The organism is Micromonospora andamanensis (assembly GCF_016863495.1).
In the GTDB taxonomy this organism is placed as follows: domain Bacteria; phylum Actinomycetota; class Actinomycetes; order Mycobacteriales; family Micromonosporaceae; genus Micromonospora; species Micromonospora andamanensis.
This window is the reverse complement of the sequence record NZ_BOOZ01000023.1, coordinates 73,623-97,183: the sequence shown is the minus strand read 5'-3', so window position 1 is coordinate 97,183 and position 23,561 is coordinate 73,623. Positions and strand designations below refer to the sequence as shown.

Here is a 23,561-nt window from a genome sequence, read left to right as displayed (position 1 = left end):
TGGACAACGGGTCGGAGCTGTGGACAACCCGGTGGACGACGCCGCCGATCAGCGGCTCCACTCCTGCTTGGCGGCCCGGACCAGCTTGTCCTTCAGCTCCCGGGTGTGTCGGCGGCTCACCGGCAGCTCCGTGCCGTCGATGACCACCACGTAGCCGGAGTTGACCAGGCGGAGTTCGGCGATCAGCCGCAGCTGTACCAGGTACGAGCGGTGGATCCGGACGAACCCGGCGTCGGCCCACCGCTCGGCGAGCGTCGCCAGCGACACCCGCACCAGGTGCGACCTGTCGGCGGTGTGCAGTCGGGCGTAGTCGCCCTGCGCCTCGACCCACCGCACCGCCGACCGGGGCAGCATCCGGGTGGTGCCGGCCAGTTCCACCGGGATGGTGGGGTCCTCCTCGGCCCGGGCCAGCGCGGCGGGATGGGTGGGCACCACCCGCGAGCCGACCACCCGGCGCAGCGCCTCGGCCAGCCGCTCCGCGCGTACCGGCTTGCGCACGTAGTCGGTGGCGCCCATGTCGAAGGCGTCCGCCGCCCCGTCGTCGTACGCGGTCACGAAGACGATCGCCGGCGGCCGGGCGAAGCGGCGCAGCACCCGAGCCAGTTCCATGCCGTCCAGGCCGGGCATCCGGATGTCCAGGAAGACCACGTCCACGTCGTCGTCGCGGAGCACCCGCAACGCCTCGGTGGCGTCACCGGCCGTGTGCAGCCGGGCCACCCGTGGGTCGGCCCGCAGGTGGTACGCCAGCTCGTCGAGCGCCGGTGGTTCGTCGTCGACAGCCAACACCCGCAGGAAGCCGGTGCCGGGTGCCGGGCCGGTGCCGGTCACGAGCCCGCCCGTACGCCGGGGTGGAACTTCGGCACCCGCATGCTCACCTTCGTACCCGAGCCGACGCCTGTCTCGACGACCAGGCCGAAGCCGTCGCCGAAGACCGACCGCAGGCGCTCGTCGACGTTCGACAGCCCGACGTGCTGGCCCGGATCGTCCCCCGGGTCGCCGGTGGACCCGGCCAGCTCGGCGATTCCCGCGGTAAGCGTGGCCGGATCCATCCCCACTCCGTCGTCCTCCACCGTTATGTGGCATTCCGCGCCCGCATCCCGGGCCTCGATGCTCACCATGCCCGTGCCCGGCTTGCGCGACAACCCGTGGCGTACCGCGTTCTCGACGAGAGGTTGGAGGCACAGGAACGGCAGGGTCACCGGCAGCACCTCGGGGGCGATCTGAAGCCGCACCTGAAGCCGGTCGCCGAACCGGGCCCGCTCGATGGTCAGGTAGCGGTCGATCGAGCGCAGTTCCTCCGCCAACGTGGTGAACTCGCCGTGCGCCCGGAACGAGTACCTGGTGAACTCGGCGAACTCCAGGATCAGCTCCCGGGCGCGCTCGGGATCGGTCCGGACGAAGGAACCGATGGCGGTGAGCGCGTTGTAGATGAAGTGCGGGCTGATCTGGGCACGCAACGCGCGCACCTCGGCCCGGGCCAACCGTTCCCGGGACGAGTCCAGCTCCGCCAGCGCCACCTGGCTACCGGCCCAGTGGGCGGTCTCCAGGGCGGCCTGGACCAGACCGGGTGCCGGTGCGCCGTCGGTGACGGCGACAAGCGCACCCGCGATCCGGCCTGACGCCCCACCCAGCGGGGCCACCACCGCACCCCGGACCGGGCAGTCGATCCGGTCGCAGGTCAGCTCCGCCTCACCCAGCACGGTGGACCGCTCTGACGCGATCACCCGACGGGCGGCGGTCCGCAACTGCTCCCGGTGGTGCGCGCCGCGTCCGTCCAGCGCCAGCAGGTCGTCGGTGTCGGTGAGCGCCAGCCCATCCGCGCCGACCAGGGTGCGCAGGTGGCGGGCGGCCTTCGCCGCGCCAGCCGGGTTCAGGCCGGCCCGCAGCGGCTCGGCCGCCAGCCCGGCGGTGTGCAGCACCTCGTACGTGGCCCGCTGCCCGGGCGTGGCGATGCCGCGTCGCCCACGCAGCCGGCCGACCGCGTACAGCGCCCCGGCCAGCACACTGACCAGGGAGAAAACGCCGATCACGGCGGAGATGTTGCCACCCACGTCGATGATCCTGCTGGTTGGGGGCGCTGCGGGAAAGGGGTGGGCGCCGGTCAGTACGCGCCCTTGCGCGCCACCACCACACCCACAGTGCGCCACAGGATGCTCAGGTCGTACGCGAGCGACCAGTTGTCGACGTAGTACAGGTCCAGCCGGACGGCCTCGTCCCAGGAGAGGTCGGAGCGGCCCGACACCTGCCACAACCCGGTCATACCGGGACGGACCAGCAGTCGACGCCGCACATCACCCAGGAAGTCACCGTCGTCGGCCGGCAGCGGACGCGGCCCGACAAGCGACATCTCACCCTTGAGCACGTTTATCAGCTGCGGCAGCTCGTCAAGCGACGAGGCACGCAGGAAGCGGCCCACCGGGAAGACCCGGGGATCCTGCTTCATCTTGAACAGCATGCCGTCGGTCTCGTTCTGGTCGACCAGACTGGCCAGCCGGTCCTCCGCGTCGACGTACATGGTCCGGAACTTCCACACCCGGAACGTGCGCCCCTCGTGCCCCACCCGGGGTTGCCGGAAGAACACCGGACCCGGGTCGGAGATCCGGATCGCGATGGCGATCGCGACGAAGACCGGGATCAGCGCGAGCAGCCCGAGCCCGGCGGCGACCCGGTCCATCATGTTCTTGGCCAGCAGCGCCGGCCCGGACAGCGTGGGCTCCTCGACGTGCAGCAGCGGCAGGCCCTCGATCGGGCGGATGTGCACCCGGGGACCGGCGATGTCGGTCAGCTGCGGGGCAACCACCAGGTCGACGCCGGAGCCCTCCAGCTGCCAGGCCAGCCGGCGCAGCTCGCCGGGCTCGGCGCTGGCGGAGCCACAGACCGCGATGGTGTCCGCGCCCACCTCGCGCACCAGGGCCAGCACGTCGCGGCCCGCGTACACCGGCACCGGGGTCTGCACGCCCTTGGCCGCCGCGTACCCGTCGGTGATGTGGATGGCCACCGGGACGAGCCCGGCGGCCGGGGTGCGGGTGACAGCCGTGTACACCTCCAGGCACTCCGGCAGGGTGCCGACAAGCACCATCCGGTGCGCCGCCTGCTGGATGTTGCGCCGGACGGTGTGCAGCACGAAGCGGGCCAGGATCCGGCCCAGCAGGATCAGCAGCAGCGCCAGCAGCAGCGCCGTGCCGACGGTGAACCGGGACAGATCGGTCTTGGTGGCGAAGGCGAGGAAGGACACCGCCGCGCAGACGGTCACCCCGGCCCGGATCACCCGCTTGAACTCGTCCGGCCCGAGTCCGAGACAGCGCCTGTCGTACGCGCCGTTGAACCAGAGGATGACCAGCCAGCCGAGCGGCAGCAGCAGGAACGCGACGGTGTAGAACCAGGTCGGGTCGTTCTGCGCCTCGTGGAAACCGGCTGTGGCCTGATCGAAGGTGCGGATCGCGGTGTAGCTGGCGAAGGCCGCCGCGGCGAAGTCGAGCAGCAGCAGGATCGCGGTGTAGGGCCGGTGCCAGCGCGACACGCGCCGTCGGGCGCGGGCCCACGCCGATCGGGGTACGCCGTTCGGGGACGGCGGGTTCGGCGGCTGGATCTCGAAGCTGTCGACGTGCCGCACGAGTCTGCTCCGGCCTTCGTTGGTCACCGGGCGCTGGAGGCTAGCCGTCACCTCACCCATGTCCTCCCGCATGACCCGTCGCGTTCACTCGCCGTGACCGCCCGGGTCGCCCACCGTTCCAGTTTCCCACGCGAGTTCCGTTCCGTCGCCGACCCGAGGGACATTGCGCGGCGGCCACCTACCGCCTGGGATCTGGCCGGCCTCATGCCATTCGGAGGCCGGGGACCGGGCCACTATACCGATGGATGGCGGCCCGGGTAGAGCGCCGGACCGGTGGTTGCGCACCGCGCGTCCGATTCCGCTCCGTAATCAGCGAGTGGTGTTACTCACCGTACGAGTCGGGACAACCGTCGGTCAGCAAGGGGCTTTCCGCCGGTCTGGCAGGTGGGGCAGTACTGGAGGCTGGAGTCGGCGAACGAGACCTCCCGGACCGTGTCGCCGCAGACCGGACAGGGCAGCCCGGTCCGCGCGTGCACCTTGAGCCCCGAGCGCTTCTCGCCCTTCAACTCCGCGGCCCGCTGCCCCAGCGACCGGGTCACCGCGTCACCGAGCACCCGGCGGGTCGCCGCGTGCAGGGTCGCCATCTGGTCGTCGGTCAGCCGGTCGGTCAACGCGAACGGCGAGAGCTTCGCGGCGTGCAGGATCTCGTCGGAGTACGCGTTGCCGACCCCGCCGAGCACCGACTGGTCGGTGAGCACCCCCTTGACCTGGCCCCGGCGGCCACGCAGCGCGCTGGCGAAGGTGGCGAGGTCGGCCGAGAGCGCGTCCGGCCCGAGCTTGGCCACCCCTGGCACCGCCTGCGGGTTCGTCACCAGGTAGGCGGCGAGTTTCTTCTGCGTACCGGCCTCGGTCAGGTCGAAGCCGGAGCCGTCGTCGAGGCGTACCCGGATCGCTATCGGTCCCTTGCCCGGCCGTAACGGAACGGTCGAGGCGAACGCCTCCCGGTAGTGCAGCCAGCCGGCGCGGGCCAGGTGGACCACCAGGTGCAGACCGCCGTCGAAGACCACGTCGAGGAACTTGCCGTGCCGCCGGGCGTCGGTCACCGCCCGGCCCCCGACCACTGTCGGCGCCGGGTCGTACGTCTTCAGGGCGCTTATCGCGGCGACCTCCAGACGGTCGACACGCCGGCCCACCGCGCGCTGTCGCAGGTAACCGGCGAGCGCCTCCACCTCCGGTAGTTCGGGCATCGTCCAACGGTAGCCTTCTTTCCCGTGAGAATCGTGGTGGCGCACAACCGGTATCGGGAAGCTCAGCCTTCCGGCGAGAACACAATCGTCGACGCGGAGATCGCCCAGCTCACCGCCGCCGGGGTGGAGGTGCTGCCGTTCCTGCGCAGCTCCGACGAGATCCCGTCGATGCCGAAGGCGGCGAAGGCGCTGCTACCGATCTCCCCGATCTACGCGCCCCGCGCCCAGCAGGAGCTGGGCCGCCTGCTCGCCGAGCACCGCCCGGACGTGCTGCACCTGCACAATCCGTACCCCCTGCTGTCGCCCTGGGTGGTGCGGACCGCGCACCGGCACGGCGTGCCCGTGGTGCAGACGGTGCACAACTACCGCCAGGTCTGCTCGTCGGGGCTGTACTTCCGGGACGGCATGATCTGCCAGGACTGCCGGGGCCGGGCACTGGGTGTGCCGGCGGTGGTGCATCGCTGCTACCGGGGGTCGCGGGCGCAGAGCGCGCTGATGGCCACCACGCTGGCCGTGCACCGGGGCACCTGGAAGTCGGTGGACAGGTTCATCGCGCTGACCACAGCGGTCGCCGATCACCTGCGCGACTACGGCATCCCCGATTCGCGAATCGTCGTGAAGCCGAACGGAATTCCCGACCCGGGCGCGCCCGCACCGCTGGGCCAGGGTTTCCTGTTCCTCGGCCGGCTCTCTCCCGAGAAGGGCCTCGACCTGCTGATGGAGGCCTGGCGGCGACACCCGGACGGCGCCCTGGGCCCGCTCCGCGTCGCCGGAGACGGTGAACTGCGCCCGCTTGTCGAAGCGGTGGCGGCAGAGCGCTCCGACGTCGCCTACCTCGGCCCGCTGGACCGGGCCGGCGTCCGGCAGGCGCTTGCCGACAGCGCCGTGGTGCTGGCGACGTCCACCTGGCACGACGTGCTGCCGACCGTGATCATCGAGGCGTTGGCCAGCGGCCGGCCGGTGCTCGGCACCGCACTCGGCGGCATTCCCTACCTGGTTGGCGCGGACACCCCTCGGGAGCCCGCCGGCACCGGCCCGGCCGCTGTCGCCTCAGCGCCCGCCCCGGCCGGTCCGGGTGGCCCGGCGGGTTCCGGTGGCCGGGTCGAGGGCGCCGGAGCGGGCGCACTGCCGGCCGGGATCGTGGTCGGTGAGGCCGGTTGGGTGGTGCCTCCGGAGCCGGCCGCGCTGGCCGCCGCGCTGCCGACGGCTGCGGCGGGGGCCGCCGCACTCTCCGCCCCCGCTCGGTCCCGCTACGAGCGCACCTTCCACCCCGACCTGGTCACCAAGCGCCTCCTCGACATCTACGCCTCCCTCACCCGCTCTTGATCGACCCGTTCCGCCGAAACGGGCCTATCCCACCCGCCGAGCCGTGGATAGACCTTGGACTGAAACGGCCCCCTGAGGGGCTGAATTCGTCCAAGATCGACGACGGCTCGTGGTCAGCGGAGGCTGGCGCGGGCGGAGAAGGCGATGCTGGCCAGGAGGAAGCCGCCGTTGACTGCGGTGAAGGCGATCATGACCCAGAGGGTGAGCGCCGGAGCGAACGCCAGCACCAGGGCGGCCACGAAGATGACCGCACCGTAGTCGCGGACCAGCTTGACCAGGCGTACCGGCAGGCTGGTGGAGGTGACCATGCTGGCGGCGTTCGGACCGGCCTGCATGACCGAGGTGACCAGGTTGACCATCCAGGTGCCGGCGAACGCCGCCACCAACCAGGTAGGCGTCTCCGGCTGCTGCGCCAGGGCGGTGGCTGACAGGGCAGCGACCAGTGCGATCTGGGCGGCCACGTCACAGAGCACGTCGACCCGGGCACCGGCCGCGCTGCCCTGCCCGGTCACCCGGGCCAGTTGACCGTCGGCGCAGTCCAGGGCGTACGCGATCTGCCAGCCGACGAGCGCGACGAGCCCGACCACCACTGCCGGCACGTCCCCGGCGGCGACCGGACCGGCGAGGGCCACCACGGTGACCGAGGTGGCCAGCCCGAGCAGCAGGTTGGTGATGGTCAGCGCGGTCGGCCGGAGCCCGAGACGCTGGGCGACGAGCGCGAAGACCGCGCCGATCCACTGGCTTACCGACTCGCTGAACAGGCCACCGCCCCGGTTCACCCGGTGGAAGTCGGCGACCGTGGGGTGGGACGGCTCAGCCAAGGTGCTCACGAAGGGCGTCAACGTAGTCTCCCAGCCGGGTACGAAGGTCATCGGCGGACAGCGCCAGGTGTTCGAGGATCGTGTAGCGGTCGGGCCGGGTGTGCGGGGCGAAGGCCACCGCCTCGACGAACTGGTCGTCGGTGAGCCCGAGATCGGCCGGTCGGGTGGACAGCCCGTGCCGGTGCAGGCAGCGGGCGAGCTGACCGAACCGTTCCAGGTCGCCCCGGAGGAAGGTGCAGAACAGCGCGCCCAGCCCGACCTGCTCCCCATGCGAGGCGGTGCCGGGGAAGAGGCGGTCGATGGCGTGCGAGATCTCGTGGTCACCGCCGCTCGCCGGCCGGCTGGAACCGCATATCGACATCGAGATGCCGCCCAGGATCAGAGCCTCGGCGAGCGTGGTCAGGAACCCGTCGTCGGTGATCTTTCCGGGATGGTTGACCAACGCCTCCGCCCCGGTGCGGGCCAGCGTCACAGCCAGGCCGTCGATCGGCTCACCGCGAACCTCGTGGGCCAGCTCCCAGTCGGCGCAGGCGCTGAGATTGCTCACCGCGTCGCCGATGCCGGCCTGGGTCTGCCGGTCCGGTCCGTTCTCCACGAAGTCGAGATCGACAAGTACGGCGATCGGGATGTGCACCCCGTACGAGCCTTTGCCGCCCTCGTGGGTCAGCGACGCCACCGGAGACGCGATCCCGTCGTTGGCGAGGCTTGTCGCCACGGTGACCATCGGGATGCCGTAGCGGGTGGCGGCGTACTTGGCGGTGTCGATCGTCTTGCCGCCGCCGATCCCGACGACTGCGTCGTAGCTGCGGCGACGCAACTGGTCGCCGAGCTCGTTCGCGGAGTCGACGGTGCCACCGGCGACGGTGAACACGTCGGCCGACCCGAGCGACGGCCGACACAGCTCGACGATCTTCTCGCCCTGACCGGGGCCGACCACCACCGCGACGTCGCCGCCGCTGGAGATCCGGCGGTCGGCCAGCAGCGTGCCGAGGTCGGCCACCGCGCCCCGGCGGACCTCGATCGACAGCGGCGTCGCGACGGTACGGGCTAGTAACGGCACGCGATCTCCCGCGCCCGGGTCAGGTCGGCGTGGTTGTCGACCTCGACCCACGCCACGTCGCCGATCGGCGCGGCCCGGACCTCGCCGCCCCGGTCGGCGAACTCCTGGTACCCGTCCTCGTAGTACAGGTTCGGATCGCGTCGCCAGGTCGCCTCCAGGGCGTCGGCGAGCGCCTCGGCCACCTGCGGCTCGATGAGAGTGGCCCCGATGTACTCGCCGTACGCCTCGCCCGGGTCCATCAGCTTGGTGATCCGGGTGAGCTGGCCGGCGGCGTCGAAGGTGGTCTTCATCTCCTCCTCGGCCAGGGGCTTGAGGGTGTCGATCGCCAGCAGCACGCCGGGCCCCCGCTCGGCCAGCAGGGTCTTCTCGATGCTCACCGGGTGCACGGTGTCCCCGTTGACCAGCAGGACGCCCCGGGAGAACCAGTCACGCGCCAGCCAGAGGGAGTAAGCGTTGTTCCACTCCTCGGCCTTGTCGTTGGCGACCAGGGTGATCGTGACGCCGTACCGGCGCTCCAGGTCGGCCTGCCGTTCCCGGACCGCGTCAGCGGCGTAACCGACCACCACCACGACCTCGGTGAGCCCCACCTCGGCCAGGTTGCGCAGCGCGATGTCGAGGATGGTGATCTCGCCATCCACCGGCACCAGGGCCTTGGGCAGCGTGTCGGTGTACGGGCGCAACCGGCGGCCGGCGCCAGCTGCCAGCACCATTCCGACCATGCCGGCATCAGTTTCTGTTCTCGCGGCGTTCACCGAAGGAGGATAGCGCCGCCCGGGACAGCGCTGCGCCCGGTCAGTCGGCCAACGGCCGGCGGGAGCATCGGTCAGCCGGGCAGCGCCGCCAGGTCGGCGAGCATCGTCAGCCGCTCCTCGGCGGTCAGCACGGTGTACGGCCCGGCCGCTCGGCGGTCGGTCTCCAGCTCGATGGCCTGGTGCTGCGGTCCGTCGGGCAGCGCCACGATGCTGGTCGCGGTGTGCCCGGCGGCCTGCCAGGCGTCGGCGTGCGCGTCGGCACGGTGGTACCGCAGGGCGCCGAGCCGGTTGAGCAGCAGCACACCGGGTGGGGTGCCGTCCGGCTCGTACGGGGGCGCCACCGCCTGGAACGCCCGGCCACCGTGCGCGACGGCCAGCAGCCGGCCGGCGACCTGCACCAGTCGCCGTACCCGGTCGTGGTGGCCGGCCCACAACTCGTCGGTCACCTCGGCGTGCACCTGGTACAACTCGGCGAGGAAGGCCGTGCCCCGCTCGGTGGCGGTCAGCCCGCCGTCCGGCCGGCGGTGGATCATGCCGTACGCGACGTGCCGGTCAAGACTGCGCCGGCAGGCGACCGGGTCGCGGTAGCGGGTCACCGCGGCGAACCCCGTGCCCTCGACGGTGCCACCTGCTGCGGCCAGCCGGGTGCGCAGTTCCACCAGGAAGCCGGTGGCCGGCGGTCCGCCGTACCGCTGGCTCAGCTCGGCCCCGCCACCGTGCCGACCGGCCTGCATGGCCGCGATGAAGACCCGGTCCACGGCAGGTGCCACCAACGCCGCGTACCGGTGCGGAGAAAGACCTATCGTGTCGCTCACGAACCGATGGACCGCAGCATGGCGAAGGCCCGCTCGGCGAGGTGCCGGACCAGTCCGTCGTTGACGTCACGGTGCTCGTCCAGCAGGTCGAGGTCTTCCGGGCCGAGCCAGCGGTACTCGGTGTGCTTGCCCTCCTCCAGCACGGGTGCCGCCAGGTCTCCGTCGACCCGGACCAGCCAGTCGCTCTCGATCCGGGCCAGGCCGTCGTCGCCGACGTACTGGTACTCACCGATCTCTGCGAGCACCTCGGACACCCGCCAGCCGGTCTCCTCGGTGACCTCCCGATGCAGCGCCTCGGTCACCGACTCGCCCGGTTCGAGGTGGCCGCCGACGATGTCCCAGCAGTTGGGGAAGAGCCGCCGGTGCGGCGAGCGGCGTTGGAAGAACAGGCGTCCGTCGGGGGCGACGATCAGCGCTCCCGCGCAGCGCAGCGGCTCGGTGGACACGTCAAGAACAGTAGCCGCGACCGTCCCGCCGCGACGATGTCCGGTCTTGTCCTGGAAACCTACGGGGCTCACCATTGCGGGTAACCGGGTGCAGCCGTCCCAAAGGGGTGATGTGTCATGCAGGTTCGGGAAGCCATGTCCAGCGAGATCCTCGTGGTCGGTCCGGAGCACACGCTCCGCCAGGCGGCGCGGATGATGTCGGAGCGCGGCATCGGGTCGGCGGTGGTGATCGATCCGGATTCCGAGGGCATCGGGATCATGACCGAGCGCGACGTGCTCAACGCGATCGGAGCTGGTCTTGACTGCGATGTCGAACGGACGGGGGCCCACCTGACCTGGGACGTCGTCTACGCGGGGCCGGAGTGGACGATCGAGGAAGCGGCGGCGGCGATGGCCCGGGGCGGCTTCCGGCACCTCGTGGTGCTCGACGGTCGTGAGGTCGCCGGCGTCATCTCGGTACGCGACATCATGCGGGTGTGGGCGGCCAACCGGATGGTCGGCACCGGCTGACGCCACGTCGTCAGCCGGGCTGTCGCCCGGCTGGCCATGTCGTCGGCCGAATCGTCCCTGGTTGGTCGGTCTGGTCGGCGGGTACTGCCCTGGTGTGGGCGCGGGCGGATCGCGCCCCGCGGGGAGGCGTGATGCGCGGCGCGGACTGGTTGATCCAGCAGCAGTACGAGATGCTCCTACGGCGGGACGTGGCCCGCCTGCCGGAGCTGTACGCGACGGACGCCCGTTACGCCATGCCCGGCGTGACGGTGCGTCCTACCGAGTTGCCGGCCCTGCTGCGTACCTGGACCGGCGCCTTTCCCGACCTGCGCGTCGATCCGCTCGGCGCGGTACGTACCGCCGGTGGCGCGGCTGTCGAGCACCTGCTGACCGGCACCCACACAGGTGTGCTGCACACCCCCTTCGGCACCGTCGCGCCCACCGGACGGGACGTCTCCTGGGAGGTGGTGGATGTGGTGCGGGTGCGCCGGGGCCGGATCGCCGGCTGGCGGTCCTACTTCGACTGGGGACAGTTGATGACTCTCCTCGGCCTTCGGGTGGCGGGGACCTCGCGACGGCCGATGGACGAACCGGTGAGCCTGCCCGCCTGATCTGCCACACAGCCGGTGCGAGCGGGTGGTCCACCGGGACGCAGCCGTTCACCCGACCCGGTGGCTCAGGATGCGGACATCGCCGTGCCGTCCGCGTACGGCCCACCACCGCCCGTACGCTGAACAGCCATGACCGCCGAGCAGCTGATCTCCTTTGCCCGTGGCGCCCCCTCGTTGGACATCGTCGATGTCGAGGGGCTCAAGGCCGCCGCCGTCCGCGCCTTCGACGCCGACCCCGCCGGGGTGACCGCGTACGGCACCTCCGTCGGTTACCTCCCGCTCCGGAAGTGGATCGCCGAGAAGCATGGCGTCGCGGCGGAGCAGGTGCTGGTCACGAATGGCTCGTTGCAGGCCGACGCCTTCCTCTTCGATCACCTGGTCCGACCCGGTGACGCGGTGGTGGTGGAGCGTCCCACCTACGACCGCACCCTGCTCAATCTGCGGAACATGGGCAGTGAGCTGCACGCCGTCACGATCCAGCCGGACGGTCTCGACACTGCCGAGCTGCGCAAGCTGCTGGAGTCCGGGGTGCGCCCCCGGCTGGCCCACGTCATCCCGAACTACCAGAACCCGGCCGGTGTGACGTTGTCCCTGGAGAAGCGTCGCGAGCTGCTCGACCTGGCTGCGGAGTTCGGTTTCACGATCTTCGAGGACGACCCGTACGCGGACATCAGGTTCCGGGGCGAGGCGCTGCCGTCGATGCTGTCGTTGGACACCCGCGACGTGGTGGTGCACGCCTCCAGCTTCACCAAGACCGTATGCCCCGGGGTCCGGGTGGGATACCTGGTCGGCCCGGCGGACCTGATCGGCGACATCGCGAAGCGGGCGACGAGCCTCTACATCTCTCCCGGCATGGTGTCGCAGGCCATCGTGCACCAGTTCTGTGTGTCGGGGGACATCGGGCGTTCGATCGATACGGTCCGGGCGGCCCTCGGCGAGCGCGCCACGGTGCTCGCCGAGTCGCTGCGCCGGCACATTCCGGAGGCCCGGTTCGTGGAGCCGGACGGCGGCTACTTCCTCTGGGTCGAGTTGCCGGCGGACGTCGAGGTCGACCGGCTCGCCCCGGCAGCGGCCGAGCGCGGAGTCGCGGTGGTCAAGGGCAGCGATTTCGTGATCGACGGTGGTCGGCACGCGTTGCGGTTGGCCTTCTCGGCGGTCACTGCGGATCGGATCGACGAGGGCGTTCGACGGCTGGCCGAGGCGATGACTGCGGTGCGGGGCTGAAATTCTGTCGGCTTTCCGACAGAACGGCGATACCGGCCGGCCCGGGTCTCCCGCTGGAGCGACCAGGGGCCCACAATGCTGCGAGCGTCACTCACCACGCGTACCGGAAGTCGGGGCGGCCGCACCCGTCACGTTTTCGGTACCGGTGCGGCCCGGCCGACCACGCGCTGGTGTGACGCGGCCAGCACAACCCCCCGCCCCCACGGCGCCGGGCGGGCCGGATCGCCCCTTCACCCCCCGATGCGGTCCGGTCCGTCCGGCGCCACCCCTGCCGCTCGGCCATGATCGCTGCGGCGGCGTAACCTGCAAGCCGCAGCCGGCGGGGGGAGGGCGTGATGACTGAGCGGACGCAGCGTCCGGGGACGACTCCCCCGGACGGCCCGGCCACCGAGGGCAACCGGACCGCGAGCGCCAACGGCGGCCGTACCCTGCGCCCCCGGAACTGGTCGCCGATGCGGGCCGTGACGCGTCGACTCAGCCCGGACGGATCGCAGCCCGGCCGGACGCCGGCCGACGAGCGCCGCAGCGCGGTGGTCGACTGCGCGCTCTACCTCGACGGTAAGCGGCAGGCCGGCGACTGGGACTACGCCGACGCGCTGGCTGCGGCCCGAGGCGTCGAGTCAGGTTTCGTGTGGCTCGGCCTGCACGAGCCGGAGCTGGCCGAGATGACCGCCATCGCCACCACCTACGGGCTGCACGAGCTGGCTGTCGAGGACGCGGTGAAGGCCCAGCAGCGGCCGAAGCTGGAACGTTTCGGCGAGGTCAGCTTCCTGGTGCTGCGCACCGCCCGGTACTGCGAGCACACCGAGCTGACGGAGAACTCCGAGGTGGTGGAGACCGGGCAGGTGATGCTCTTCATCGGTCCGCAGTTCGTGATCAGTGTCCGGCACGGCGACGCCTGCCGGTTGGCACCCGTCCGCGAGGAGTTGGAAGCTCGCCGGGAACTGCTGCTGAACGGTCCCTGGGCCGTCGCGTATGCGATCACGGACCGGGTCGTGGACCTCTACCTGGAGGTCGCCGACCAGCTTGAGGACGACATGGACGTGCTGGAGACGGAGGTGTTCGACCGCCAGACCAGCGGCCGGATCCAGCGGATCTACCAGATGAAGCGGGAACTCGTCGAGTTCAAGCGGGCCGTGATGCCGTTGCAGCGCCCGCTACTGTCGCTGACCACCCAGATGAACCGGGACGTGCCCAAGGAGGTACGCCGCTACTTCCGGGACGTGCAGGACCACCTCAGCCGCACCGTCGAGCAGGTCAACTCCTACGACGACCTGCTGAACTCGATCCTGCAGGCGCGGCTGGCGCAGGTGACAGTCGACCAGAACAACGACATGCGCAAGATCGCCGCGTGGGCTGCCATCGCTGCGGTGTGGACGGCGATAGCCGGCGTGTACGGCATGAACTTCGATTTCATGCCGGAGCTGAAGTGGACCTACGGCTATCCAGGGGTGCTGGCCCTGATGCTCGCCACGTCCCTGGCCCTCTACCGCTGGTTCCGCCGCAACGACTGGCTCTGACCCCCACCACCCACCCACCCTCCCGCTGTCGGCGTCGACCATGAAGTTGTTGCCGCGACACGCAGGTGAACGCGGCAACAACTTCATGATCAACCCGGGTGGGGGTGGGGGATGGGAGGGGAACGGTCAGGAGCGGGTGTTGGACTTGTGGTTGGTGGCCTTGCTGAGGTCGTCGGCGGGGCGGCCGGTGGTGGTGCGGGCACCCTCGGCGACCGAGGGGACCTTGCCGGTGGGGGTGACCGTGGACGGCGCGGTCGCGGTGGGGGTGGTGGAGGCGCTGTCGCCACCGGCCACCGCCGAGCTGCCCGCTCCGGTCGAGACCTTGCCGGCGCCGGCCGGGCCGGACGTACGCACCTCGATGGTCTCCACCTCCTGGTGCATCGGCTCAAGCGCGGCACCCGCGTCGTACTCGGCCCACTCCTGCTGCTCGCGGTGCCGCCGCAGGGCCATCGCACCGGCCAGTCCGGCCACCACGCCGGCGGCCAGCAGGCCCACCATGGTCCCGCTCCGGCGGGACTTCTTCTTCGCCTTCATCTTCTTCGCCTTCCTACTGACCGCGGCCTGCTTGGCAACTGCGGCCTTCTTCCCCTTGGCGGCCCGATCGGCCGCGTCGGACTGCGCATGACGGACGGCCAGCGCGAGCGGCGCGAGAGCTGCGGCCGTCGTCGCGAGGCCGCTCGATGCCCGGTCCCGGACGACGACGGCGGTCGGTGCCACAGCGCCGCGGGCTGCGTGGAATCGTGGGCCGACCGTGTCGCCGGCTCCCCTCGCGGCGTGCGTGGCGGCCTGCCTCAGGTGACCGATGCTGCGGTTCAGTTCGGCCCTGGCCAACTGCGCCTGGGTCTTTCGCCGCCAAGTTCCAAACACGGTCCCACCTCCTGGGAGTTGCTCTGTCTCATCCTCCACCTTCGGATGCCTCCGCATGTCCAGATCGGGCACATGGGAGGATCCGCATGGAACTGACCAACGAGTGAGGAGTACCCGTGGCCGAGGCTGTCTACGCCACCCTGCACACCAATGCCGGCCCGATCCGGCTGGAGCTCTTCGGCAACCACGCCCCGAAGACCGTCCGCAACTTCGTCGAGTTGGCCGAGGGCACCCGCGAGTACACCGACCCGCGTACCGGCCAGCCGGGCAACGGCCCGTACTACGACGGCACCATCTCGCACCGGGTGATCAGCGGCTTCATGGTCCAGATGGGCGACCCGACCGGGACCGGCCGGGGCGGTCCGGGCTACACCTTCGCCGACGAGTTCCACCCCGAGCTGCGCTTCGACCGGCCGTACCTGCTGGCGATGGCGAACGCCGGGCCGGGCACCAACGGCTCGCAGTTCTTCATCACCGTCTCGCCGACGCCGCACCTGAACAACCGGCACACCATCTTCGGGCAGGTCGCCGACGAGCAGTCCGCGAAGATCGTCGAGGCGATCGCGAACACGCCGACCGGCCCCAGCGACCGGCCGCTGCAGGACGTCGTCATCGAGCGCGTCGAGATCGAGCGTTCCGCCTGACCTGGCGCCCGGGACCGGCGTCACGCGGGGCGGCGGCGGGACCAGGCGACAGCCGCCACAGTTGGTGATCGGTCCGGACACCGATGTCGTGTCCGGACCGATCACTGACCGGGGCACGCCTCGGCCCGCCTGAGTGGTGGCTCGGGGTACCTTTGCTCGCATGACTGAGCGCTCGGGCATCTGGGGCCAGCGATGAGCGAGTCCCCGCCGACCACGCCGGCCTGCTACCGCCACCCCGGACGGGAGACGTACGTCCGTTGCACCCGGTGCGACAGGTCGATCTGCCCGGACTGCATGAACGAAGCCTCGGTCGGGTTCCAGTGCCCGGAGTGCGTGTCGGAGGGCCGCCGCAGCGTACGGCCGGCGCGTACCGCCTTCGGTGGCGGTGTCGTCGGCCGACACGGCTACGTGACCAAGACCCTGATCGCCCTCAACCTGCTGGTGATGCTTGTCTCGATCGCCTCCGACCGGGGCGGGGACGCGGCGGCCGGCGGCAACGGTTTCGGCGGGCTGATGGGCGGCAGCACCCCGTTGACCGAGTGGGGTGCGGTGCTGGGTCGGGCGATGTTCCTCGACGGCACCGTCGGCGGCGTCGCCGAGGGCCAGTGGTACCGCCTGATCACCGCGATGTTCCTGCACTACGGCGTGGTGCACCTGCTGCTGAACATGTGGGCGCTGTGGGTGCTCGGCCGCTCGCTGGAGGCGGTGCTCGGGCCGCTGCGTTTCGCCGCGCTCTACTTCATCGCCGGCTTCGGCGGCAACGTCGCGGTCTACGTGTTCAGCGCGCCCAACCAGATGTCGGCGGGAGCGTCGACCGCCATCTTCGGCCTCTTCGCGGCGATCTTCGTGATCATGCGACGGCTCGGGCGGGACACCTCGGCCATCCTGCCCATCCTGGTGATCAACCTGATCTTCACCTTCACCGTGCCGCAGATCTCGATCGCCGGTCACCTGGGTGGCCTGGTGTTCGGCGCGCTGATGGCCCTGGTGCTGGCGTACGCGCCGCGGTCGCGCCGCACACTTGTGCAGTTCGGCGGTGGCGCGATCATCGTGGTGGTGCTGCTCGGGATGGCCCTGGTCCGGACCGCCGCGCTGCTGGGCTGACCACCGTCGCCCCGGGCCGCGCTTGACGGTAGGTCACGTCGCCTGCCCCGGGCGGGGGATCAGCCGGTGCCGTCGGGCTTCCCGGCCCGGGCGGCGTACAATGCGTCGGCGACCTCGGCCGGATCGGCACCGAGATCGAGCCGGCTGAACAGGTGCAGTGACTCGCCCGCGTCGATCTCCAGCGTCGGCCCGGCGAGCGCCCGCCCGGACCGTTGCACCTCGATGGTCTGCACTGCGGGCCAGGGCAGATGCCGTCGGTTCAGCAGCCCGGCCGGCACGGTGATGCCTGTGGCGTCCACCGCCAGCCGGACCGGCGCGACCAGGTCCCGCAGGCCCCACCCGGTGAGGATCGCCGCGGCCAACCCGCCGAGCACCGGCCGGAGCGGGTCGCCCTCGGCGAGCAGAACCCCCAGGGTGAGCAGGGCCGCTGCCGCAGCCAGTTTGAGCACCGGCAGGGCCGGGGGCACCCGCCACTGCTGTGCGATCGTGTCGTACGCCACCGCACCAGCATGCCAGCGCCGCCGCGCACCGGCAGCCACCCGGAGGTGCCGACCGGCGAGGCGGGGGCGGGGCGGTCGGACCGGGTGGGCGTAGGATCGGGAGCAGCCCAAGTTACCGGGGAGTAGACATGAGTGACGCGGTTATCGTCGGTGCGGTGCGCACCCCGGTCGGGCGGCGCAAGGGCAGCCTGGCCACGGTGCACCCGGTGGATCTGTCCGCGCACGTGCTGCGCGCCCTCGCCGAACGCACCGGGATCGATCCGGCCCAGGTGGACGACGTGATCTGGGGCTGCGTCTCGCAGGTCGGTGAGCAGTCGTGGAACATCGCCCGGAACGGCGTACTGGCCGCCGGCTGGCCCGAGTCGGTGCCCGGCACCACGCTGGACCGGCAGTGCGGGTCCAGCCAGCAGGCACTGCACTTCGCCGCGGCCACCGTGCTCTCCGGGCAGGCGGACCTGGTCGTCGCGGGGGGCGTGGAGTCGATGACCCGGGTGCCGATGGGCTCCAGTGTGGCCGGTGGAATGCCGTTCAGCGAGCAGATCCTGGCCCGCTACCGGGGGGTCGAGGGAGTCGCCGAGGACTCCGCGCTCCCCTTCAACCAGGGCGTGGGCGCGGAGCTGATCGCCAGACGATGGCGGCTGTCCCGCACTCAGCTCGACGAGTTCGCCCTGGCCAGCCACGAGAAGGCCGCCGCCGCGCAGGACGCGGGCGCCTTCGAGGCCGAACTCGCCCCGGTGGCGCTCGCCGACGGCGGCAAGTTCGCGGTGGACGAGGGCATCAGGCGGGACACCTCACTGGAGAAGCTGGGCGAGCTGCCCACTCCGTTCCGCCCCGACGGTGTGGTCACCGCCGGTTCGGCCTCGCAGATCTCCGACGGTGCCGCCGCGCTCGCGGTCACCACGAGCGAGTGGGCCAGCCGGCACGGGCTGCGCCCGCTGGCCCGCATCCACACCGCAGTGGTGGCGGCCGACGATCCGGTCGCCATGCTCACCGCGCCGATCCCGGCGACCGCGAAGGCGCTGCGCCGCGCGGGGCTGGGCATCGAGGAGATCGGGGTGTACGAGGTGAACGAGGCGTTCGCCCCGGTACCGCTGGCCTGGTTGGCGGAGACCGAGGCGGACCCGGAGCGGCTCAATCCGCGCGGCGGAGCGATCGCCCTCGGCCATCCACTCGGCGGCTCCGGTGCCCGGATCATGACCACGATGCTCGCCCACATGCGCGACAACAACATCCGCTACGGCCTACAGACCATGTGCGAAGGCGGCGGCATGGCCAACGCCACGATCCTCGAACTCCTCTGACCCACCCCACCCCAGCCGGAGAGGCGGTGGGCGGGTAGGTGGGTGTGGAAATTGCAGAAAGCATGTTCGTTGGGCATGTCACGGTGCGGGCAGGGTCGTTGGGCAGGGCATGGACGTCTTCTCCCGAACGTTCCTTCCGGCCGCCGCCGAGGCCGGCCTGGCGGTGCAGACCGCCAGCCGGCACATGCCGGTGTTCCGTCGCTGCGTGGGCTCCGGCGACGCCACCATCCTGGTCACCCGGTGCAGCCGGCCCGACCGGCCGGTCAACGGGGAGTATCTGCTGCTGCTCACCCATCGACGGCTCGTCGTCACCCGGCAGACCCGCGTGTTGCACCGGCTCCGCCTGCACCTCAACACGGAGCTGCGCGAGCTGAGCCACGTCACCTGGAGCCCCGACCCGCGACTGCACTGCGTGGAGCTGGCCGCCACCGCGATCGACGGCATCCGGGAGCGCTTCCTGATCCGCACCCAGCAGCCGAAGCAGGTGTGGCAGCTGGACGCGTTGCTCAATCACGCCTTCCGCACCCGGGTACGCAGAGCACAGCCACGGATCGTGGCCACCGTCGCCGAAGCGCCCGCCGCCCGACCTGTCGCCTTCCAGCCCGTCGTGGCCGGCTGACCGGGTCTTCTTACCGAATCCGAACACAGCCTGACGCTGCCGGGTCCCGTCGATCGGCAATCATGGCCCAGTGACCACCGAGAACCCGCAACGCGGGCTGGTCCTCGTGGTGGAGGACGAACCGAGCATCGCCGACCTGGTCCGGCTCTACCTCAGCCGGGACGGTTTCGGCGTCCACGTCGAACGGGACGGCAGCGCCGGTCTCGCGGCGGCCCGCCGGTTGCGCCCGGTGGCCTGCGTACTCGACATCGCCCTGCCGGGGCTGCCCGGCACCGAGATCTGCCGCCGGCTGCGCGAGGCGGGTGACTGGACGCCTGTCATCTTCCTCACCGCGCGCGACGACGAGGTGGACCGCGTGGTCGGCCTGGAGCTGGGGGCCGACGACTACGTCACCAAGCCGTTCAGCCCTCGCGAACTCGTGGCCCGACTGCGGGCGGTGTTGCGCCGGGCCGCCGGCCCACCGGTCGGTGCCGGGCAGCCCGTCGTGCTCGGCCGGGTCACCGTCGACCCGGACCGCAGGTCGGTCACCGCCGACGGTGCCCCGGTGCAACTCACCTCCACCGAGTTCGATCTGCTGGCCCACCTGATGAGCCGGCCGGGCCGGGTCTTCTCGCGGGAGGAGCTGCTGGCCGCGGTCTGGGGATACGCGGCGCACGCCGGCACCCGTACCGTCGACGTGCACGTGGCGCAGGTCCGGGCGAAGCTCGGCGCGGCCAGCGTGATCCGGACCCATCGTGGCGTCGGGTACGCCGCCGATGGCTGACCGTCCGGGCCGTACGCTCACCGCTCGTGCGGTGCTTGTGACCTGCGCGGTGGCGCTGGTGTCGGTGCTTGTCACCGCAGTGGTCGCGGTGCCGGTGGCGGTCCGGGCCGCCGAGCGGCGGGACCGGCAGGCGCTCGCCGCGCAGGCGCAGCTCGCCGCCGAGCTGCTGCGGGCAAGGCCCGGCCGGATCCGCGGGCTGGCCAGCGAGCGGTTGATCCGCCAGCTCGGCAACCAGGGCACCACCATCTACCTGATCTCCGGCGGCGATGTGGACCGGGCCGGGTTGCCTCCCCAGGTGGTGAACCGGGTGTCCAACGGCCGGAACGTCTCCGGCCGGCGACTGGTCGACGGGAAACGGGCGCTCGTCGAGGGCCGGGCACTGCCGGGCGGCGACGGCGTGGTGCTGACCCGCCCGCTCGGTGCCGGAGTGTGGCGTCAGGTGCTGCGCGGCCTCTGGCTGCCGTTGCTCGCGGGGCTCGCCGCGGGCGCGGTCGCGGGCCTGCTGCTCGCCCGGCGGCTGGCCCGACCGATCCGCCGGGCGGCCCTCGTCGCGGCCCGGCTGCGGGCCGGCGACCGCACCGTCCGGGTGCCTGTCGAGTCGCCGGCCGAGGTGGCCGACCTGGCGTACGCGCTGAACGGGCTGGCTGCCGCACTGGCCACGAGCGAGGGACGACAGCGGGAGTTCCTGCTCTCCGTCTCGCACGAACTGCGTACCCCGCTTACCGCGATCCGCGGCTACGCCGAGGCGCTTGCCGACGGGGTGGTCGAGCCGTCGGCAGCGGCCGAGACCGGTCGGACCATGCTCGCCGAGGCGCAGCACCTGGACCGGCTGGTCGCCGACCTGCTCGCCCTGGCCCGTCTGGAGGCCGTCGATTTCCCGCTCGAACCGGTGCCTGTGGACCTTGCCGCGCTGGCCGCCGACGCCGGCCGGACCTGGGCTGACAGGTGCTCGTCGGTAGGGGTGACGTTCTCCACCGAGCTGCCGGGGCAGCCGGTGCCGGCGTACACCGACCCGGGCAGGATCCGGCAGGTGCTCGACGGCCTCCTGGAGAACGCGTTGCGGGTGGTGCCGCCGGGGTCACCTGTGGTGCTGGCGGTTCGGCCGGCCGGCGTCGACCCGAGCACCGGCGGGGTGGTCGAGGTCCGCGACGGTGGGCCGGGACTGACCGACGACGACCTGACCGTGGCCTTCGAACGCGGCGCGCTGCACCAGCGCTACCGGGGGTTGCGCAAGGTCGGCAGTGGGCTCGGGCTCGCGCTCGCCGCCGGTCTGGTCCGCCGGCTCGGCGGTGAGATAACCGCCGGGCACGCTCCGGAGGGCGGGGCCGCGTTCACCATCCGGCTGCCGGGAATCCTTACCTGACCCGTACCTCGGCCTGACGGTCGGCACATCCGGCTGGTCCAGGCTTGGGGCACGGATCCACACCGGCCGTGACGCGGTGCGACGAGATCCGGCAGTCCAGCACCGACGAGAGGACGAGGCATGGCACGCAGGGGATCCTTCATCGCCACCGGCGCGTTGCTGGTGACTGTGGCGTTTGCCGCCGCCGGCTGCGCAGTGGGCCGGGCCGAGCGGAACGCGACGCAGGAGAGCGCCGTGGAGGTGGTCGCCGCGATGGGTGCGGAGGGCCAGGCACTTGCCGCGCTCGGTCTCGACCCGGCAGAGCTGGATCCCGACGCGACAGTGGCCACGCCTGTGGAGGCGACCCCGAGCGCGGGCACCAAGCGCCAGGAGCGGGCCGAGGAGTGGCGGAAGCGCAAGGCGGCCCGGGTGCTGCTGCGCCGGAACACGCTGCACGGCGAGGTGGTGGTGAAGACCAGGGATGGCGGTACGAAGACCGTCGCGGTGCAGCGCGGCAAGGTGACAGCCCTCGCCGATGACAAGATCACGGTCAGGTCGACCGACGGCTTCACCCGGACCTGGACCTTCGCCGACGACCTGCGGGTGGTCGAACGGCGGAAGTCGATCGAGTCCACGGACATCAAGGTCGGCACCAAGCTGGGCGTGGCCGGTGCCCTGAACGGCGAGCAGGCGCAGGCCCGCCTGATCGTCGTTCCGGTCAACCAGAAGTGACAGTGGGCCCGCCGGGCCCGACGCGCTGATCACCATCGATCTTCGCGTCGGGCTCGGCGGGCCCCAGCCGTCTGGGTCAGTAGACCCGGGAGCCGATGAAGTCATCCCGTCCGTAGCCGACAGGCTGGGCGAACGACCGCGACTCGAACGACCACTGCTGCCGGGAACTGCTGGAACAGGTGGCCAGCCGCAGTCGGGGCGTGCCGAGCAGCGGGTTGTCGAAGGCCAGGCAGAGGTTCGTGTTGCCGGCGGCGCGGAGCTGGTTGCCGGAGATGGTGAACTTCTGGTTGGTGCCGCCGTGGCAGTTGTAGATGTTGACCGCGGTGCCCGAACTCAGCGAACCACCGGCGACGTCCAGACAGCGGTCGTGGGATAGCTCGGAATGCAGCGACTGCCGGGCCGGGTCGTACCAGAAGCCCTGGTTACGCCCGCCGTGGCAGCGGTACGACTGCTGAACCGTGCCGTTGCGCGAGTCGTACCCCTTGCCGTCCACGCAGGTGCCGGTGGCGGCGTTGCGGAGCTGCCGGAACTCCATGAGTCCGGAGTAGAGCTGGCCGTTGCCGGTACTGGCCGGGTCGACGCAGGTGCCCCGCTGCTGGCCGGAGGCGTAGAACTGGGTGATGCACTGGGCGAACATGCCGTGCCCCCGGTAGTTCGGGTGGAACGACTGCCGGGCCGCGTTCTCGTCCCAGACACCCAACTCGATGTAGAGCCCGCGTACCGAGGTGTTGTCGGTGCACACCTCGTGGCCGTGGAAGAGGCGGCTGGCGTCGAGGTAGCGGGTGCCGGTGTTGGCCGCCGCCGCCCGCAGCGCCGACTCGAACAGCGGCACCGCCTTGTTCCTGGCGAACGCGGCGTCGGCGAGGTACAGCAGGCAGCCGCCGGCGTACCAGCCCGGGAAGTTCGGGTTGTCCTCGACGTCCGGGCTGGCCGGGCTGGAGTACGACATGAACACCAGCTCGTAGTCGGAGTTGAGGTAGCCGGCGCTTGTCATCGTGCGGCGGATGTCGGTGAGGGCCTCCTCGACGGCCCGGCGGCTGCCGTCGGTGCGTACCGTCCACTGATCGGTGTAGGTGGGCCAGCAGGGGCCCTGGAAGAGCACCCGGCGCAGTGCGCAGTCGGTGGCGACCGGGCCGAACTGGATCGTGCCGTCACCGTTGGCCCCGGCCACCACCCAGATCAGCTTGATGTGCGTGTTGCGTGCCTTGATCGCCAGGTGGTCACCCTGGTTCAACTCGTTGTGCTGGGTGGGGCCGCCGGCGATCAGGTTCCACGGGGTGGCGCCCGAGCAGGCGATGTTGTAGCGCTCGTCGGCGGCGATACCGGTGCGGAAGACCGCCTGGTCGTACGAGCGGTCACACCAGTTGCCCGGCTGGTGGGTGCCGGGCACGTAGTTGCCCACCCCCTCGCCGGAGATCTGGCTGTCGCCCATGGTGATCAGCGCGCTGCGGCGCTGGTCCAGCGGGCGGATGCCGGGGGCGCCGTAGAGCGCGGTGGCCTCGGCGGCGCGGATGGTTTCGAGGTGGGCAGGGAGCGGCTGGACGGCGGGACGGTCGGCCGCGGCGGCGGGTGAGGCCGTGGCCAGCATCGGCAGGACGAGAGCGGTGGCGAGGACGGCGACCTCGGCAAGGCGCCGTCGGGGCGTCCGTTCACGCCTGGTTTGGGTACCAGACATCGACGCACTCCTTCCGGCTCGATCGCGGGACGTCGATCGAGTTACCGGACGGTAACGCCTGTGATGCAGGTATGTGAATACGTCTCGGAATACTTGCGTGCTGCGCTGAACCGGGCCAATGGCCCCTTTTCCGGCTGGACCAGACGACGG

General features: G+C 71.3%; 23 protein-coding genes and 1 pseudogene. 12 read left to right on the top strand and 12 right to left on the bottom strand.

What is annotated here, in order from left to right; translation table 11 throughout:
* Positions 1 to 48: 48 nt before the first annotated feature.
* From Van01_RS19230 to Van01_RS19215, 4 genes are all read right to left on the bottom strand, one after another.
* The gene (locus Van01_RS19230) at positions 49 to 828 is read right to left on the bottom strand and encodes a LytR/AlgR family response regulator transcription factor (protein WP_204009091.1); all 780 of its coding nucleotides are present in this window, start codon (positions 826 to 828) and stop codon (positions 49 to 51) included.
* Entirely contained in the window at positions 825 to 2,051 is a 1,227-nt protein-coding gene (locus Van01_RS19225) for a sensor histidine kinase (protein WP_204009089.1), read from the bottom strand. The genes Van01_RS19230 and Van01_RS19225 overlap by 4 nt, the downstream gene beginning before the upstream one ends.
* A 50-nt stretch (positions 2,052 to 2,101) precedes the next feature.
* Positions 2,102 to 3,673, bottom strand: coding sequence for a sugar transferase (locus Van01_RS19220; protein WP_204009273.1), 1,572 nt, complete (start codon positions 3,671 to 3,673; stop codon positions 2,102 to 2,104).
* A 266-nt stretch (positions 3,674 to 3,939) separates the two neighbouring features.
* Positions 3,940 to 4,800 carry an Fpg/Nei family DNA glycosylase gene (locus Van01_RS19215; protein ID WP_204009087.1) on the bottom strand — a complete coding sequence of 287 codons (861 nt, stop codon included), beginning with the start codon at positions 4,798 to 4,800 and terminating at the stop codon, positions 3,940 to 3,942.
* 24 nt (positions 4,801 to 4,824) lie between these two features.
* On the opposite strand from Van01_RS19215, the gene Van01_RS19210 reads away from it, so the two are divergent.
* Entirely contained in the window at positions 4,825 to 6,126 is a 1,302-nt protein-coding gene (locus Van01_RS19210) for a glycosyltransferase family 4 protein (RefSeq protein ID WP_204009085.1), read from the top strand.
* Positions 6,127 to 6,239: 113 nt separating this feature from the next.
* Here the strand turns inward: Van01_RS19210 and Van01_RS19205 are convergent, their stop codons facing one another.
* From Van01_RS19205 to Van01_RS19185, 5 genes are all read right to left on the bottom strand, one after another.
* Complete coding sequence (locus tag Van01_RS19205) at positions 6,240 to 6,956, bottom strand: CDP-alcohol phosphatidyltransferase family protein (protein ID WP_204009083.1); 717 nt, start codon at positions 6,954 to 6,956, stop codon at positions 6,240 to 6,242.
* Positions 6,940 to 8,007 carry an iron-containing alcohol dehydrogenase family protein gene (locus Van01_RS19200; RefSeq protein WP_204009081.1) on the bottom strand — a complete coding sequence of 356 codons (1,068 nt, stop codon included), beginning with the start codon at positions 8,005 to 8,007 and terminating at the stop codon, positions 6,940 to 6,942. The genes Van01_RS19205 and Van01_RS19200 overlap by 17 nt, the downstream gene beginning before the upstream one ends.
* Positions 7,995 to 8,726, bottom strand: a complete 732-nt coding sequence (locus tag Van01_RS19195) for a phosphocholine cytidylyltransferase family protein (RefSeq protein WP_204009271.1) — start codon at positions 8,724 to 8,726, stop codon at positions 7,995 to 7,997. Before Van01_RS19195 ends, Van01_RS19200 begins: the two co-directional genes overlap by 13 nt.
* A 104-nt stretch (positions 8,727 to 8,830) precedes the next feature.
* The gene (locus Van01_RS19190; protein ID WP_204009079.1) at positions 8,831 to 9,574 is read right to left on the bottom strand and encodes a hypothetical protein; all 744 of its coding nucleotides are present in this window, start codon (positions 9,572 to 9,574) and stop codon (positions 8,831 to 8,833) included.
* Positions 9,571 to 10,020 (bottom strand): NUDIX domain-containing protein, encoded by a 450-nt coding sequence (locus Van01_RS19185; RefSeq protein ID WP_204009077.1) that lies wholly within the window; start codon positions 10,018 to 10,020, stop codon positions 9,571 to 9,573. Before Van01_RS19185 ends, Van01_RS19190 begins: the two co-directional genes overlap by 4 nt.
* 117 nt (positions 10,021 to 10,137) lie before the next feature.
* Here Van01_RS19185 and Van01_RS19180 point away from each other — a divergent pair, with 117 nt between their 5' ends.
* From Van01_RS19180 to corA, 4 genes are all read left to right on the top strand, one after another.
* The gene (locus Van01_RS19180) at positions 10,138 to 10,530 is read left to right on the top strand and encodes a CBS domain-containing protein (protein ID WP_099848568.1); all 393 of its coding nucleotides are present in this window, start codon (positions 10,138 to 10,140) and stop codon (positions 10,528 to 10,530) included.
* Between the two features lie 131 nt (positions 10,531 to 10,661).
* The gene (locus Van01_RS19175; protein ID WP_204009075.1) at positions 10,662 to 11,120 is read left to right on the top strand and encodes an ester cyclase; all 459 of its coding nucleotides are present in this window, start codon (positions 10,662 to 10,664) and stop codon (positions 11,118 to 11,120) included.
* A 129-nt stretch (positions 11,121 to 11,249) separates the two neighbouring features.
* Positions 11,250 to 12,344 carry an aminotransferase-like domain-containing protein gene (locus tag Van01_RS19170; protein WP_204009073.1) on the top strand — a complete coding sequence of 365 codons (1,095 nt, stop codon included), beginning with the start codon at positions 11,250 to 11,252 and terminating at the stop codon, positions 12,342 to 12,344.
* Between the two features lie 452 nt (positions 12,345 to 12,796).
* Positions 12,797 to 13,864 carry a magnesium/cobalt transporter CorA gene (gene corA, locus Van01_RS19165; RefSeq protein WP_204009269.1) on the top strand — a complete coding sequence of 356 codons (1,068 nt, stop codon included), beginning with the start codon at positions 12,797 to 12,799 and terminating at the stop codon, positions 13,862 to 13,864.
* Positions 13,865 to 13,990: 126 nt separating this feature from the next.
* Here the strand turns inward: corA and Van01_RS19160 are convergent, their stop codons facing one another.
* Entirely contained in the window at positions 13,991 to 14,788 is a 798-nt protein-coding gene (locus Van01_RS19160) for a hypothetical protein (protein ID WP_204009071.1), read from the bottom strand.
* A gap of 59 nt (positions 14,789 to 14,847) precedes the next feature.
* Here Van01_RS19160 and Van01_RS19155 point away from each other — a divergent pair, with 59 nt between their 5' ends.
* Both Van01_RS19155 and Van01_RS19150 read left to right on the top strand, forming a co-directional pair.
* Positions 14,848 to 15,375 carry a peptidylprolyl isomerase gene (locus tag Van01_RS19155; protein ID WP_099848574.1) on the top strand — a complete coding sequence of 176 codons (528 nt, stop codon included), beginning with the start codon at positions 14,848 to 14,850 and terminating at the stop codon, positions 15,373 to 15,375.
* Positions 15,376 to 15,567: 192 nt separating this feature from the next.
* A complete protein-coding gene (locus Van01_RS19150) occupies positions 15,568 to 16,479 on the top strand; it encodes a rhomboid family intramembrane serine protease (RefSeq protein WP_099848576.1) in 912 nt (303 codons plus the stop codon).
* A 59-nt stretch (positions 16,480 to 16,538) separates the two neighbouring features.
* Here Van01_RS19150 and Van01_RS19145 read toward each other — a convergent pair whose 3' ends face one another.
* Entirely contained in the window at positions 16,539 to 16,979 is a 441-nt protein-coding gene (locus Van01_RS19145) for a PH domain-containing protein (protein ID WP_204009069.1), read from the bottom strand.
* Positions 16,980 to 17,107: 128 nt separating this feature from the next.
* On the opposite strand from Van01_RS19145, the gene Van01_RS19140 reads away from it, so the two are divergent.
* The 5 genes and pseudogenes from Van01_RS19140 to Van01_RS19120 all read left to right on the top strand — a co-directional run bounded on the left by Van01_RS19140 (position 17,108) and on the right by Van01_RS19120 (position 21,736).
* Positions 17,108 to 18,280 (top strand): thiolase family protein, encoded by a 1,173-nt coding sequence (locus tag Van01_RS19140; RefSeq protein ID WP_204009066.1) that lies wholly within the window; start codon positions 17,108 to 17,110, stop codon positions 18,278 to 18,280.
* Positions 18,281 to 18,389: 109 nt separating this feature from the next.
* Entirely contained in the window at positions 18,390 to 18,899 is a 510-nt protein-coding gene (locus Van01_RS19135) for a hypothetical protein (RefSeq protein ID WP_204009064.1), read from the top strand.
* A 70-nt stretch (positions 18,900 to 18,969) separates the two neighbouring features.
* Positions 18,970 to 19,662 (top strand): response regulator transcription factor, encoded by a 693-nt coding sequence (locus Van01_RS19130; RefSeq protein ID WP_204009062.1) that lies wholly within the window; start codon positions 18,970 to 18,972, stop codon positions 19,660 to 19,662.
* Positions 19,655 to 21,042: pseudogene (locus tag Van01_RS19125) on the top strand (sensor histidine kinase). The gene Van01_RS19130 and the pseudogene Van01_RS19125 overlap by 8 nt, the downstream one beginning before the upstream one ends.
* A 103-nt stretch (positions 21,043 to 21,145) precedes the next feature.
* The gene (locus tag Van01_RS19120) at positions 21,146 to 21,736 is read left to right on the top strand and encodes a hypothetical protein (RefSeq protein WP_204009053.1); all 591 of its coding nucleotides are present in this window, start codon (positions 21,146 to 21,148) and stop codon (positions 21,734 to 21,736) included.
* A gap of 76 nt (positions 21,737 to 21,812) precedes the next feature.
* Here the strand turns inward: Van01_RS19120 and Van01_RS19115 are convergent, their stop codons facing one another.
* Entirely contained in the window at positions 21,813 to 23,411 is a 1,599-nt protein-coding gene (locus tag Van01_RS19115) for a ricin-type beta-trefoil lectin domain protein (protein ID WP_204009051.1), read from the bottom strand.
* Positions 23,412 to 23,561 lie beyond the last annotated feature (150 nt).